This window comes from Kribbella sp. NPDC050470 (assembly GCF_044458365.1).
Taxonomy (GTDB): domain Bacteria; phylum Actinomycetota; class Actinomycetes; order Propionibacteriales; family Kribbellaceae; genus Kribbella.
Window position 1 is genome coordinate 99,232 of record NZ_JBITHV010000009.1, and the last position, 12,888, is coordinate 112,119.

Here is a 12,888-nt window from a genome sequence, read left to right on the forward strand (position 1 = left end):
GTGGTTGGAGTTCCCATGGGCCGTCGCCCTATGCGCGTTGTTGCCGGACTGTTGCTGTCGGCGCTGACCGGATGCGCCGCTCCGGTGGCACCCGCGGACAGCGCGCTGAGTCTCGGCAGTACGGCGACAGCCGCAGCCGCACCGGCCTCGGTCAAGGCCACGCGGACGGCGAAGATCTACAGCATCCGGACCACCGACGCGACCAAGGGCGTGATCACGGTGATCGGCACGTTGTCGCCGGCGCCGAAGGCGGGCACCCGGATCCCGCTACACCAGTGGATCCCGTCCGAGCGTCGCTGGCAGGAGATCGCGCACGGGTACTCGTCCGGGACCGGCGTGACGATCAGGACCGTGCAGCCGGGATCGGTCCGGACGTACCGGATCGCGGTCGGCCCGCAGGCGCCGTACCCGACGGCGATCTCGCCGATGATCAGCTTCAAGCACTACGTCTGGCGCGGGATCTTCAAGAAGGGCCTGCTCGCGGCGGGCGGCGCCCGCACCCCGCAGTTCAACGTCGTCCCGCCGAAGGAAGGACCGCGCCGGGCCGAGGCGGACCTGATGGCCGACAAGGGCGGGTACGTCTGGGGTGACGTGAACTCGACCGGCTGCAGCTACGTGCGCAACTGGCTGGGCAACCTGACCGACGGGACGGTGCGGACGTCGCTGCACAACGGGACCAAGGCGATGACGTCGGTGCTGCAGAAGCAGGAGACCGAGACCTGGCTCAACTACAAGATCCTCGGCGTCACCCGGCTCCGGCTGCAGGTCGCGGACGTGGCCTCCGGCTACGGCCCGTACGTTGCGGTCGACTCGATCATGCTCTGTACGAACTAAGCTGAGGCCTGTGTCGGAGAGCTATGGCGTCATCGCGGCGGTCGTCGTCCTCGGCCTCGCCGGGCTGATCGGCGCGTTCGCGCTGAACAAGGCGCTCACGGTCACCTATCCGACCGAGGGCAAGCTCAAGACGTACGAGTCCGGTGTCGACCCGGTCGGCGAGGGCTGGGCGCAGGTCCACATCCGGTACTACCTGTTCGCGTACCTCTACGTGATCTTCGCGGTCGACGCGATCTACCTGTTCCCGTGGGCGACCGTCTTCGCCACGCTCGGCTTCGCGACGCTGGTCGAGATGTTCGTCTTCCTGGCCTTCGTCGCGGTCGGCCTCCTCTACGCCTACCGCAAGGGTGTTCTGCGCTGGACCTAGGCCCTAGGTCCGGGCGAGGGCGGCGGCGATGGCCCAGTCCTGAGGGCCGATGCCGACGGACTTGAAGACCGTGCGGCCGGTGGGGGCGAGGGTCTGTGACAGGGCCGGGCCGAGCTCGACGAGGTCGGTGACCGCGCCGGAGTCGATCGCGTCGATGATCTCGCCGGACTCCTCCAGGGCGGCTTCGCGTTGGTCGACCATGACGATCGAGGCGTCTGCGAGCAGGTCGCGGGGAAGCTCGCGCATGGTCGGGCGGAAGGCGCCGATCGCGTTCACGTGGACGCGTTCCGGGAGGGCGTCCGCGTCGAAGAGCGGGGTGGACGACGAGGTCGCACAGCAGACGATGTCGGTGTCGGCGATCGCGTCGCCGATCGATGTGCTGGGGGTGAACTTAACGTCCGGGAACTCGTCGGCCAAGCTCGCGCTGAGTGCCTCCGCGCGGTCGGCCGAGCGGCCGGTGACGGTGACGGCGGCGATGCGTCGTACGGCGAGAACCGCGCGGACCTGGTCAGGGGCCTGAGCGCCCGTCCCGATCAGCGTGAGCCGGGACGCGTCGGTCGGGGCGAGCAGGTCGGTGGCGACCCCGACGACGGCACCGGTGCGCAGGGTCGTGATCGACGTGCCGTCGGCGACGAGCTGGTCGCCGCCGCCGGTCCAGATCAGCGTGGCGCGGATCGCCGGCACCTGGTCGAGCGCGATGCCGATCTTCTTCACCACCGCGGTTCCGGTCGGCGAGTGGTACGCCGACATCACCAGCACCGCCCCGTCCCCGAAGATCTGCCGGGCCGGCAGCACGAAGTTCCCCGCCGCCAGCTCCCGGAACGCGTCCCGTACGGCGTCGATCGCCGTACTCATCGGAACCAGCCGGCGGACATCCTCAGCGCTCAGAACTCTCACCGCCCCGAGGCTACTCTGGACCCCGCCGATCGAAGGGGAGCCGATGACCGACCTGCACCGGAGCGCGGTGGTGGCGGATGCGCACAACGATCTGTTGATGCTGGTGGCGCGGAGGCCGAAGGCGGCCTGGGCGGAGTACTTCCGGGAGCGGTGGATCCCGCAGTTGCGCGAGGGCGGGATCGACGTCCAGGTGCTGCCGGTGTTCATCGACGACGAGTTCCGGCCGGAGGGCGCGCTGCGCGAGACGCTGCGGATGATCGAGGCCGCGCACCGCGTCGCCGAGGCCAACGCCGACGAGGTCGTGCTGTGTACGACGCCCGCCGACCTCGCCGGCCGGGACGGCCGGATCGCGCTGGTCCTCGCCCTCGAAGGCTGCCCGCAGATCGACAACGACCTCGAGCTGCTGCAGACCCTGCACCGGCTCGGCGTCCGGATGGTGTCGTTCACGCACTTCGGCCGCAGCGCGCTCGGCGACGGATCGGGTGAGGACGCCACCGGCAGCCGGCTCACCCACGCCGGGGTCGAGGCGATCGGGCTGCTCGAGGAGCTCGGCGTACTGATCGACGTCTCGCACGTCGGCCGCGGCGGCGTCGAGCACATCCTCGAGCTCGCGACCAAGCCGGTCGTCGCCTCGCACTCCAGCGCGTTCGCGCTCCGCGAGCACCACCGCAACCTGACCGACGAGCAGCTCCGCGCCATCGCCGCGACCGGCGGCGTCGTCTGCGTCAACTTCTTCGCCGGCTTCCTCACCGACGCCGAGAAGCCGACCGTCGACCACCTCGCCGACCACATCGAGTACGTCGTCGACGTCGCCGGCGAGGACCATGTCGGGCTGGGCAGTGACTTCGTCGCCGAGGTGTTCGCCGAGAAGATCCCGGCCTGCGACCGGCCGGTGGTCATCCAGGGCCTGGACGCCGAGGTGTACGTGCCCGGCCTGGAGGGACCGGCCGGGATGCCGCTGGTGACCGATGCCCTGCTCCGCCGCGGCATGCCGGAGGACACCATCCGCAAGGTCCTCGGCGCCAACCTGATCCGCGTCCTGTCGAAGGAGTGAACCCGTGCAGACCTGGCTCGACGAAAACCTCGCCCGCCTGATCACCAAGTACGACGTCCCGGCCGCGTCGATCGCGGTCCTGGCCGACGGGGTGGTGAGCGAGGCGGCGGCCGGGGTGCTGAACCGGAACACCGGCGTCGAGGCGACCACCGACGCGATCTTCCAGGTCGGCTCGATCACCAAGCTGTGGACGACCACGCTGATCATGCAGCTGGTTGCCGAGGGCAAGGTCGAGCTGGACCGGCCGGTGCGCGACTACCTGCCGGAGTTCAAGCTGGTCGACGAGGTCGCGTCCGCCGCGGTCACGCCTCGGCACCTGCTGACCCACACCGGCGGGTTCTCCGGCGACGCCTTCACGCCGACGTCCCGTGGTGACGACGGTGTCGAGTTGTACGTGCGCGACGTCGTACCCGGGCTGGCCCAGGAGGTCCCGCTCGGGGCGGGCTTCTCCTACAACAACGCCGGCTTCGTCATCCTCGGCCGGATCGCGGAGGTGCTGCGCGGGAAGCCGTACCACGAGCTGCTGCGCGAGCACATCGCCGTACCGCTGGAGCTGAAGCACGTGGCGACGCTCCCGGACGAGGCGCTGCTGTACCGGGCGGCGCTCGGGCACATCTCGCCGACGCCGGGTGCGCCGCTGCAGGCGGCGCCGCAGTGGAGTCTCGTGCACGCGATGGCGCCGGCCGGGTCATTGCTCGCGATGACCGCGCGTGACCTGGTCGCGTTCGGCCGGGCGTACCTGGACGCGACGCTGCTCGACCGGGCTGCCGTCGACAGTCTGTGGGAGCCGCAGGTCGACGTACCGCGGATCGGCGCGATGGCCGAGCAGTGGGGCCTCGGCTGGGTGATCTTTGACGGCTCGCTCTACGGCCACGACGGCGGCACGCTCGGCCAGTCCGCGTACTTCCGGCTCGTCCCCGGCAAGGGTGTCGCGGTCGCGCTGCTCACCAACGGCGGCGACACCCCGGCCCTGTACGACGAGCTCGTCGGGCACGTACTGCGTGAGACAGCCGGCGTGGAGCTCTCGAAGCGACCGACCCCACCGTCGGAGCCGGCCGAGATCTCGCCGGAGCTCGTCACCGGGCGGTACGACGGGGTCCTGCTGCGCGCCACGGTCTCCGTCGAGGACGGCGAGCTCTGGGTGCTGGACGAGGCCGCGAGCGAGGAGGCGAAGGTGCTGCTGCCCGAGCCCCGGCGGACCCGGTTCGTGGCGCTGGACGAGTCCCGGCTGATCGCGGCCGAGCCGGAGCGCGGAGTACACGACGTGATCGCGTTCCGGGAACCGGTCGACGGCCGGGCGGCGTATCTCTTCCGAGGCGGCCGGCTCACGCCTCGTGGTGACTGAACGTAGTTTCCAGCCAGTCGGTCGTCAAGTTGCCTGATCACCCTTTGTGATTGCGTCCAGCAACGAAAGTCACGATGCGGACGGCGGGTATAACAGAATGCGCACACACGGTCGCCAATCGCTGAGATCGCAGCTATGGTGATTACGCGGGGGAACGGGGTAGGCACAGGGCGGTGAGGCTATGTCGTGGCAACTCTGGGTGGTGACCGCGCTGATCGCTGCCGGGGTCGTGATACTGGCCGTGACCAGGATGCGACACGCGCAGCACGTCTTCGACGACATCACCCGGCTGGACAGCCCGACGGAGAGTAGCCGGTCAGGTCTTTCCGGTGACGAGATCGCCCGTGCCAGAGCCCGCGCCATGGCCCGGACCGGCTGGTCCGAGCCGGAGGCGAGCCCGCGCCGCGGCCACGGCTGACCCCAGAACCTTAGGCGCCCGGGCCCCACACCCGGGTTCCGCCCAAACACCGATCGCTCACGTTCGGCGGACACGCACAGCGCCGAACGTGAGCGACCCGGTGATCAGACGTCTCAGTCGAGCAGTCCGTCGCGGCGGGCGACCGCCGCGGCCTCGGTCCGGGAGCGGACGCCGAGCTTGGCCAGGATGTTGGAGACGTGCACGCTGACCGTCTTCTCGCTGATGTACAGCTCCCGCGCCAACTGCCGGTTGGTCCGCCCTTCCGCGAGCAGCGCCAGCACCTCGGTCTCCCGCGACGTCAGGCTGCCCGCTCCGCCACCGGACTCCACGCCGCCGATCTCGTCGAGCAGCGGCTTCGCCCCCAGTTCACGGCCGACGTCGGCGGCCAGCGCAGCCTGCTCGTTCGCCTCCGCGACCCGGCCGGCCGCCCGCAAGGCGGCCGACAACCGCACCCGCGACCACGCCTGCTCGAACGTGTACCCGTACCCGAAAGCGTCCACCGTCCGCTCCCAGACGGAGACATGCTCCTCTGGCGTCGGCGGATCGATCCCGGCCAGCCACCGCAGCCGCTCCCACTCCGCCTCGAGCCGCGCCAGCCACGCCAGGCCTTCGGTCCCCATCAACCGCCCGGGCGGCAGCCCCTTCTCGGCCGTCGCGTGCCCGGCCTCGAGCAACGCCGCGCCCTTGGTCACCAACTCCTTCGCCGCGGACGGCTCACCCACGGCCCGATCGCAGTACACCTGCAACCCGAGCGTCGAGAACCGGATCCGCGCCATGAACCACTCGCTCTGGAACACGTCGGCCAACAGTGCCGACACGTCGGCGATCAGCTTCTCCGCCTCGGCGTACTGGCCCAGCTGCCGGTAGGCGTCCACGGCCGGCTGCATGCCGATGATCGGCAGCATCACGTCCAGCTCCCACCACTTGCGCAGCCCCTCCATCTCCTCCGCGACCGCGGTGTCACCGCGTCCGCTCCGGACGGAGAACTCCAGCGACCGCATCGCCGCCGCCGAGGCCTTCGGCGTCATCGAGTCGGTCCGGGCGGTCGCTGCCGCCTCGTCCCACTCGCCGAGGATGAACTGGGTCAGCCCGAGCAACCGCCGCGCGTCGAACCCGTACGCGGCCCACTGCCGGCCGAGCTCGCCCGCCCGCTTCATCGCGAAGGCCAGCGCCGACTTCGCGCTCTGCAGGTCGCCCTGCTCGTAGTGCGTCGAGCCGAGCAGGAACCGGCTGCGGATCTCCGCCGCCGCATCGCCCGCCAACTGAGCCCGTACGGCGGCTTCCTCCAGTTGACGTACTGCGCCGACCGGGTCACCGGCCCGCCGGCGCAGCACGGCAAGGGTGATCCCGGCGTCGCCCATCGCGGACTCCTGCCCGGCCTCGCGAGCGATCTCCAGCGCCCGCAGCGCCCAGCGCTCGGCTTCCATCGGCCGGCCCAACGCGTCGGAGACCCGGGCGTAGAGCGAGGCGACGTGCGCCTTGAACACGCTGGCCGGCTCGTCGTTGACCAGCTTCAGCGCCTGCGAGATCGCCTCGTTCGCCTCTTGGTCCTGGTCGATGATCAGCGCGATGTCGGCCAGCGGCAGCAGCAGTTGGGCGCGCTGCAGCTTCGGTGCATCCGCGGGCAGCTCGGCGAGCGACTTGCGCAGGAGCTTCACGGCCCGCAGGTGCTGCGAGGACAGGGTCGCGGCGGTCGCGGTCTGCACGATCAGCCAGATCTTGTCGATGGTGCTGTCGGGCGCCCGGTTCGGGAACAGCTCCAAGGCCAACTCGTAGTGCTTCAGCGCCTCCTGCGGCGCGGCGACCGAGATGGCCTCCTCACCGGCCCGGACCCGCGCGTCGAACGCCTCGGCCAGGTTGTGCGACCGCGTGGCGTGTCCGGCGAGCTCCGCCGCCGTCCCGGAGACGGTCTGGTCCTTCAGCGCCTGCACGTACGCCGCGTGCTGCCGGACTCGCTCGCCTGGCAGCAGGTCGTCGTACACGGCCTCGGCCAGCAGCGCGTGGCGGAAGTAGTAGCGGTCGCTGGCCGGTATGTCGATGATGTGCGCGTCGATGAGCTCACGCAGCGCAGTGTCGAGCTCCCGCTCGGGCAGCCCAGCGACAGCTGTGAGCAGGTCGTGGGGGACCCGCCGACCGGCCACGGCGATCACCCGGGCCACCTGGCGGGCGTCGTCCGACAGCGGATCGAGCCGGACCAGCAGGAGGTCGGCCAGGTCCGGCGGCACGGCCTCGCCGTCGCCCATCGAGGCGGCGGCGACCAGCTCCTCGGTGAAGAACGCGTTCCCGCCGGCGCGGTCGAGGATCCGCCGGACTTCGGTCTCCGGCAGCGGCTGGGTGAGTAGCGAGTTCAGCAGGGTGCGGGACTCGTCTGCGTCCAGGGGCAGCAGGCTGACCCGGCGGACGCGGGGGTTGCGGGACCACTCGGCGATCGGTCGGCGCAGCGGATGCCGCCGGTGCAGGTCGTCACTGCGATACGAGACCACCAGGGTCAGCCGTTGTGCGGTCAGCCGGGTGATCAGGAAACCGATCAGGTCCCGGGTCGAGTCGTCGGCCCAGTGCGCGTCCTCGATGATCACCAGCAGCGGCTCGCTGGTCGACAAGGCGGTGAACGCGCCCAGCACGGCGTCGAAGAGGGCCGCCCGGTCCAGTTGGCCCTCCTGCGGCGCGGGCTGGGCGCCGAGCAGGCGGTGCGTGGGCAGCAGCCGGCCGATCGCCGGGAAGTTGGTGAGCACGCTCTCGACCAGGTCAGGCCGGTCGCCGGCCAGCCGGCCGAAGATCTCCGTGAACGGCAGGTACGGCAGGCCGGCGTCGCCGAAGTCGGTGCAGTGCCCGACCAGGACGCCGAAGCCACGCTCGTGGGCCCCGGTGGCCACCTCGTCCAGCAGCCGGGTCTTCCCCACACCGGCGTCGCCGGACAGCAGTACGGCGCCGGCGCGACGCGTCTTGGCGTCGTCGACGGAGCTGAGCAGGGCGGCCATCTCGGCAGAGCGGCCGACGAGAGGTGTCGAAGTCCAGGGCACGTCGTCCATCTTCGCCCCTGGAGCCGACACAAATCGACGGCATCCCTTCCGCCGGTCGCCACCGGCAACGAAAACGCCGTCCCTGGTCGATGATCTCGAGTCAGGGACGGCGGTCTCGGCGGTCATGCCGCGGTGGTGGGTCGGAGGGCCTGGCGAGCGCGCCGCGGCTCCGGCCGCTGCTGCTCACGGCGCTCCCGGCGGGTGGTCCGGCGGAACTCGCGGGTGATCCGCTCCTGCCGGTAGGCGGTCTCCGCCTGGATCGATTCCGGTGTCATGAACATGGACATGGTGTGTGCCTCCCCTCAAGCCTTCTTGCCGAACAGGTGCCGGCGGGTGCGGGTGGTCCGGGTCTTGCGGAAGTCGCGGCTCAGGCGCTCCTTGCGGTAGTCGACCTCTGCCTTGACCGAGTCGTTCGTGAACATTGGTTCCTCCTGGTGGTCACCGGCTCTCTGCCGATGCCCCTAAATCTGCTCGTCTGAGGTGGTCCGGCACATCGGAACTCCTCCCTATCCGGGGGACCTGAGTGGCCTTAGGAGGTCCTAGGGGTGCCTAGTGGGATGCCTAGGGGGCCGGATCCGGCTACATCGCGGGGCGGGCGCGGAGCTCCGGCGCGCAGGGCTCGGGGGCCTGCTGCTTGGGCTTGCGCCGGAACCAGAGCGGGCGCTGGAAGTCGCGCTTGACCCGGTCCTGGCGGTACTTGATCTCGGCCTGAACCGAGTCGGGGGAGTACAGGAACATGGTGTCCTCCGGGAGCTTGTCGATGGCACGACAGTGCTCCTGTGAGGTAGGCCGCCACATCGGCACAACTCCCTAGTGCCGTGGGCCCGGGCGCCTTAGATGCCGAAGCTCAGACTCAGTTCGAAGTGCTCGGGGTCCAGCAGGCTGTCGGCGTACTCGGCGAACCGGTCGTCGGCGGTCCAGCTGGTCCGCTCGGAGTGCAGGAACCAGGTCCCCTCCGGGCGACCGAGCAGCCCGGCCTCGACGGGGTCCAACGGGCGGCCACGGAGTCGTTGCTCACAGTGGTCGAGGTGCAACCCGGCGCTGTGCAGCGTGGCCGCGATCGAGTCGTTCTCGAGCCCGCGTTCGGGCAGTTCGCGCAGCGAATCCAGCGCGGGCAGCCGGCTGCGTTCGATCGAGATCGCCGCGCCGTCCGCGAGCTGCCGCAGCCGCTCGATCACGATCACGTACGGCGACGGGAGTCCGAGCCGACCGGCCAGCTCCGGGTCCTGCTCGAGCGCGATCTTCAGCGTCCGCAGTCGGGTCTCGACCCCCTGCTCGGCGAGCGCATGCGTCCACCCCAGGCGGCCGTCCAGCGGCCGCCCGTCGAACAGCACGAACGACCCCTTGCCGATCCGGGTGGTGATCAGCCCGTCCTCGGCCAGTACGGCGAGCGCCGAGCGGATCGTGTTCCGGCTGACCGCGAAGCGCCGGGCCAGCTCGACCTCACCCGGCAGTTGCGCGCCCCGCCGTACCAGGCCGGACCGGATCTCCCGGGCCAGCACGGCGGCGACGCGTTCGTGCTTGAGCGAGATCCCGGCCATCGGCGGCTCATTGGTTCAGGGTGCGGACTTGCTCGACGGTGACGATCTCCAGCATCGGCGAGTACAGCCGCATGATGTCGATCGCGTTCCGGTGGCTCACCTCGTCGGCGCCGGCGCACGCGTCCTCGACCACCTGGACGTACACGCCGGCGTCGACCGCGGCCAGCGCCGTGGTCAGCACGCAGCAGTCGGTCGTCACGCCGGCGACGACCAGGTGACCACCCGGGCCGACCCGCTCGGCGAGCTCGGGCCCCCACGCGCCGAAGGTGGTCTTGTCCAGCGTCGGCGCGCCCTTGAACTCGTCGACCAGCTGGTAGTCGTCCGCGTCGGGCGGCTGCAGCGCGAACGGGTAGAGCTCGTAGTACGTGGCCCAGGAACCGACTGGTTTCTCGGGTGCGACGAACCGGGTGAAGACCACCTCCGGCGACAGGATCCCGATCAGCTGCTCGGTGGGTTCCAGCACCCGCCGGAAATCCGGCGCGGCCCAGCCGGAGGCCGGGTCGGCGAAGATCTTCTGCAGGTCGATCAGCGCGAGCACCGGCGCCATCAAGCCATCCTCTCCTGCTTGCGGACGGCGGACGTCCCGCCGGCCAGCTGGACCACGAAGCCGGCGACCAGGGCGAACAGCACACCCAGGTTCGCGAACGCCCAGTCGCCCTCCTTGCCGCCCAGGCCGAACGGCTCGAGCAGGTACCCCTGCCAGGTCAACCAGGAGGCCAGCGAGTTCGTGACCAGGCCCCAGCCGATGCCGGTGGCAACGATCATGGTGAGCACGGGCAGCCAGCGCACGTCGCCGTACCGGCCGTGGCGGTCGAACAGGTCGGCGTCGGCGTAGTCGCGGCGGCGGGACGCGATGTCGGCGAGCATGATCCCGCACCAGGCGGCGACCGGGACGCCGAGCGTGATCAGGAATCCCTGGAACTCGCCGAGGAACTCGTCGCCGTAGAAGACCACGTAGACGGTGCCCGCGATCATCACCACGCCGTCGATGAGCGCGGCGACGTACCGGGGTGCGGGCAGGCCGACCGACAGCAGCGCCAGGCCCGACGAGTAGATGTCGAGGACGGCGCCGCCGACCAGGCCGAGTACGGCGACAATCACGAACGGCACCAGGAACCAGGTCGGCAACGCCTCCGCCAGGGCGCCGATCGGGTCGGCGGCGATCGCCTCGCTCAGGTCCGTCGACGAGCCGGCCAGCAGCAGACCGAAGCCGAACAGGATCAGTGGTGCGATCGAGGCGCCGAACGTGGTCCAGCCGACCACGCCGACGCCGGACGAGTTGCGCGGCAGGTAGCGGGAGTAGTCCGCGGCCAGGTTCACCCAGCCGAGGCCGAAGCCGGTCATCAGGAACACCAGCGCGCCGATCAGTTGCTGGCTCGACCCGCTCGGCAGGCTGGACACCGTGCTCCAGCTGATCTGGTCGGCGACCAGCACGATGTAGACGACCGTGAGGACGCCGGTGACGACGGTGATCACGGTCTGCGCCCGCATGATCAGATCAAACCCGAGCACCCCGCAGGCGACGATGAGCACGCCGACCACGATCAGCGCTACGACCTTCGTGACGGTGCCGCCGCCCCAGCCGAGGCGCTCGAACACGGTCGCGGTGGCCAGCGTCGCGAGGATGGTCAGCACGGTCTCCCAGCCGACGGTCAGCAGCCACGAGACGAGCGACGGCAGCTTGTTGCCCCGGACACCGAACGCGGCCCGGCTGAGCGCCATCGTCGGCGCCGAACCGCGTTTGCCGGCCAGCGAGACCAGCCCGCAGAGCAGGAACGAGAACACGATGCCGACCACGCCGGCCACCAGTGCCTGCCAGAACGAGATGCCGAAACCGAGCGCGAACGCGCCGTAGCTCAGCCCGAGCACCGACACGTTCGCCCCGAACCACGGCCAGAACAGCTGGCTGGGCCGGCCCTTCCGCTCCTCGTCCGCGATCACGTTCAGCCCGTTGCTCTCCACCGCGAGCGCCCGCGACTCCGGTCCCCGCACCTCAAGCTGATCGGCCATGCCGTCTCCAACCCGAACGAACCTGTTCAGTCCTGTTCAATCACGGTAGGACCGCGCTCACCGGCCGGTCAACGGGGTTTGCGCGCGATCCCCGCCATGGCGCACTAGGCTTACAGCCATGGCCCAGATCGACCTGCCGTTGCCGACCGTGCGGCCGGACGTGGGCGCGCTGGCCAAGCTCGCGCCCGAGCCGGTCCGGTACCTGCTGAACTGGGGCCGCAAGTACTCGCTCTGGGTGTTCAACTTCGGCCTCGCCTGCTGCGCGATCGAGTTCATCGCCGCGTCGATGGGCCGGCACGACTTCATCCGGCTCGGCGTGATCCCGTTCGCGCCCGGGCCGCGGCAGGCCGACCTGATGGTGGTGTCCGGCACCGTCACGGACAAGATGGCGCCGGCCATCAAGCGACTCTACGACCAGATGCCGGAGCCGAAGTACGTGATCTCGTTCGGCTCCTGCTCGAACTCCGGCGGCCCGTACTGGGACTCGTACTGCGTGACCAAGGGCGTCGACCAGATCATCCCGGTCGACGTCTACGTGCCCGGCTGTCCGCCGCGGCCGGAGGCGCTGCTGCAGGGGATCCTCAAGCTCCAGGAGAAGATCGCCGGCGAGAACATGCCGAGCCGGTACGACGAGCCGTCCGCGGCGGCGCTGACCCGCGGCCTGGTGACGCCTTGAGCCCGGAGTCGAACCTCGACGCCCTGGAGACGCTGACCGGGGCCGGGATCGCGGCGACCCAGGCGGACAGCTTCGGCCCGACGGCGATCGACGTACCGGCGGAGTCGTGGGTGGCGGCGCACGAGGTGCTGCGGGACGCGGTCGGGCTGACGTTCTTCGACTTCCTGACCGCGAGCGACGAGCTCACCGACGGGTTCCGGGTGGTGTCGCACCTGGCCGACTTCTGGGGCGGGTCGCACGTCGAGCACGTGCTGGTGCGGACGCTGATCCCGCGGGACCAGCCGACCCTCGCGTCCTTGTCCGACCTGTACGCCGGGGCCAACTGGCACGAGCGTGAGACGCACGAGATGTTCGGCATCACGTTCACCGGCCACCCCAACCTGGTCCCCCTGCTGCTGCCCGACGGCTTCGAGGGCAACCCGCTGCGCAAGGAGTTCGTCCTCGCCTCCCGCGTCGCCAAGCCGTGGCCGGGCGCCAAGGAGCCCGGCGAGTCCGACCACGCCCCCTCGCACGGCGCCCCGAGCCGCCGCCGCACACTGCCGCCCGGCGTCCCCGACCCCGAAACCTGGGGCCCACGCCAGCCCGGCTCCCCCGACCCAGACCCCCTCGCCCCCGCCCAGGCCGCCTCCACCCCAGCCCGCCCCCGCCGAGCCGCGGGCGAACGCCGCACCCGAAAGCAGACCGAAGCCCCGCCGGCCGAGCCCGAGTCGTGATACCACCCCGTCG

General features: G+C 70.5%; 14 protein-coding genes. 7 read left to right on the forward strand and 7 right to left on the reverse strand.

What is annotated here, in order from left to right:
- Positions 1–15 precede the first annotated feature (15 nt).
- Together ACIBGM_RS27245 and ACIBGM_RS27250 are read left to right on the forward strand one after the other, a co-directional pair.
- Positions 16–834: a hypothetical protein gene (locus ACIBGM_RS27245; protein WP_360525610.1), complete on the forward strand. Its 819-nt coding sequence runs from the start codon at positions 16–18 to the stop codon at positions 832–834.
- Positions 835–844: 10 nt separating this feature from the next.
- Entirely contained in the window at positions 845–1,201 is a 357-nt protein-coding gene (locus ACIBGM_RS27250) for an NADH-quinone oxidoreductase subunit A (RefSeq protein WP_360525607.1), read from the forward strand.
- A gap of 3 nt (positions 1,202–1,204) precedes the next feature.
- On the opposite strand, the gene ACIBGM_RS27255 is transcribed toward ACIBGM_RS27250, so the two are convergent.
- Positions 1,205–2,098 carry an ornithine cyclodeaminase family protein gene (locus ACIBGM_RS27255; protein WP_396387128.1) on the reverse strand — a complete coding sequence of 298 codons (894 nt, stop codon included), beginning with the start codon at positions 2,096–2,098 and terminating at the stop codon, positions 1,205–1,207.
- A 43-nt stretch (positions 2,099–2,141) separates the two neighbouring features.
- Between ACIBGM_RS27255 and ACIBGM_RS27260 the strand changes: the two genes are divergently transcribed.
- The 3 genes from ACIBGM_RS27260 (at position 2,142) to ACIBGM_RS27270 (ending at position 4,915) form a co-directional block, all read left to right on the forward strand.
- A complete protein-coding gene (locus ACIBGM_RS27260) occupies positions 2,142–3,152 on the forward strand; it encodes a dipeptidase (RefSeq protein WP_396387129.1) in 1,011 nt (336 codons plus the stop codon).
- A 4-nt stretch (positions 3,153–3,156) separates the two neighbouring features.
- On the forward strand, positions 3,157–4,497 hold the full coding sequence (locus tag ACIBGM_RS27265; protein ID WP_360525599.1) for a serine hydrolase domain-containing protein: 1,341 nt from the start codon (positions 3,157–3,159) through the stop codon (positions 4,495–4,497).
- Between the two features lie 181 nt (positions 4,498–4,678).
- Positions 4,679–4,915 (forward strand): hypothetical protein, encoded by a 237-nt coding sequence (locus ACIBGM_RS27270; protein WP_360525597.1) that lies wholly within the window; start codon positions 4,679–4,681, stop codon positions 4,913–4,915.
- Positions 4,916–5,028: 113 nt separating this feature from the next.
- On the opposite strand, the gene ACIBGM_RS27275 is transcribed toward ACIBGM_RS27270, so the two are convergent.
- From ACIBGM_RS27275 to ACIBGM_RS27300, 6 genes are all read right to left on the reverse strand, one after another.
- On the reverse strand, positions 5,029–7,944 hold the full coding sequence (locus ACIBGM_RS27275; RefSeq protein WP_396387130.1) for an AAA family ATPase: 2,916 nt from the start codon (positions 7,942–7,944) through the stop codon (positions 5,029–5,031).
- A gap of 113 nt (positions 7,945–8,057) precedes the next feature.
- Positions 8,058–8,222, reverse strand: coding sequence for a hypothetical protein (locus tag ACIBGM_RS27280; RefSeq protein ID WP_360525591.1), 165 nt, complete (start codon positions 8,220–8,222; stop codon positions 8,058–8,060).
- A 292-nt stretch (positions 8,223–8,514) separates the two neighbouring features.
- Complete coding sequence (locus tag ACIBGM_RS27285) at positions 8,515–8,733, reverse strand: hypothetical protein (protein WP_360525588.1); 219 nt, start codon at positions 8,731–8,733, stop codon at positions 8,515–8,517.
- Between the two features lie 35 nt (positions 8,734–8,768).
- Positions 8,769–9,476 (reverse strand): GntR family transcriptional regulator, encoded by a 708-nt coding sequence (locus ACIBGM_RS27290; RefSeq protein ID WP_360525585.1) that lies wholly within the window; start codon positions 9,474–9,476, stop codon positions 8,769–8,771.
- Between the two features lie 7 nt (positions 9,477–9,483).
- Positions 9,484–10,023: a cysteine hydrolase family protein gene (locus ACIBGM_RS27295; protein WP_396387131.1), complete on the reverse strand. Its 540-nt coding sequence runs from the start codon at positions 10,021–10,023 to the stop codon at positions 9,484–9,486.
- Entirely contained in the window at positions 10,023–11,486 is a 1,464-nt protein-coding gene (locus tag ACIBGM_RS27300; protein WP_396387132.1) for a purine-cytosine permease family protein, read from the reverse strand. Before ACIBGM_RS27300 ends, ACIBGM_RS27295 begins: the two co-directional genes overlap by 1 nt.
- A 118-nt stretch (positions 11,487–11,604) precedes the next feature.
- On the opposite strand from ACIBGM_RS27300, the gene ACIBGM_RS27305 reads away from it, so the two are divergent.
- Positions 11,605–12,162, forward strand: coding sequence for an NADH-quinone oxidoreductase subunit B family protein (locus ACIBGM_RS27305; RefSeq protein WP_360525576.1), 558 nt, complete (start codon positions 11,605–11,607; stop codon positions 12,160–12,162).
- Positions 12,159–12,875: an NADH-quinone oxidoreductase subunit C gene (locus ACIBGM_RS27310; RefSeq protein WP_360525573.1), complete on the forward strand. Its 717-nt coding sequence runs from the start codon at positions 12,159–12,161 to the stop codon at positions 12,873–12,875. The genes ACIBGM_RS27305 and ACIBGM_RS27310 overlap by 4 nt, the downstream gene beginning before the upstream one ends.
- Positions 12,876–12,888: the final 13 nt, after the last annotated feature.

Excerpts from the sequence above, each read along its gene's own strand:
- ACIBGM_RS27290 (WP_360525585.1), bottom strand. The coding sequence starts at position 9,476 with ATGGCCGGGATCTCGCTCAAGCACGAACGCGTCGCCGCCGTGCTGGCC.
- ACIBGM_RS27295 (WP_396387131.1), bottom strand. The coding sequence starts at position 10,023 with ATGGCGCCGGTGCTCGCGCTGATCGACCTGCAGAAGATCTTCGCCGAC.
- ACIBGM_RS27245 (WP_360525610.1), top strand. The coding sequence starts at position 16 with ATGGGCCGTCGCCCTATGCGCGTTGTTGCCGGACTGTTGCTGTCGGCG.
- ACIBGM_RS27275 (WP_396387130.1), bottom strand. The coding sequence starts at position 7,944 with ATGGACGACGTGCCCTGGACTTCGACACCTCTCGTCGGCCGCTCTGCC.
- ACIBGM_RS27285 (WP_360525588.1), bottom strand. The coding sequence starts at position 8,733 with ATGTGGCGGCCTACCTCACAGGAGCACTGTCGTGCCATCGACAAGCTC.
- ACIBGM_RS27260 (WP_396387129.1), top strand. The coding sequence starts at position 2,142 with ATGACCGACCTGCACCGGAGCGCGGTGGTGGCGGATGCGCACAACGAT.
- ACIBGM_RS27280 (WP_360525591.1), bottom strand. The coding sequence starts at position 8,222 with ATGTCCATGTTCATGACACCGGAATCGATCCAGGCGGAGACCGCCTAC.
- ACIBGM_RS27300 (WP_396387132.1), bottom strand. The coding sequence starts at position 11,486 with ATGGCCGATCAGCTTGAGGTGCGGGGACCGGAGTCGCGGGCGCTCGCG.
- ACIBGM_RS27270 (WP_360525597.1), top strand. The coding sequence starts at position 4,679 with ATGTCGTGGCAACTCTGGGTGGTGACCGCGCTGATCGCTGCCGGGGTC.
- ACIBGM_RS27305 (WP_360525576.1), top strand. The coding sequence starts at position 11,605 with ATGGCCCAGATCGACCTGCCGTTGCCGACCGTGCGGCCGGACGTGGGC.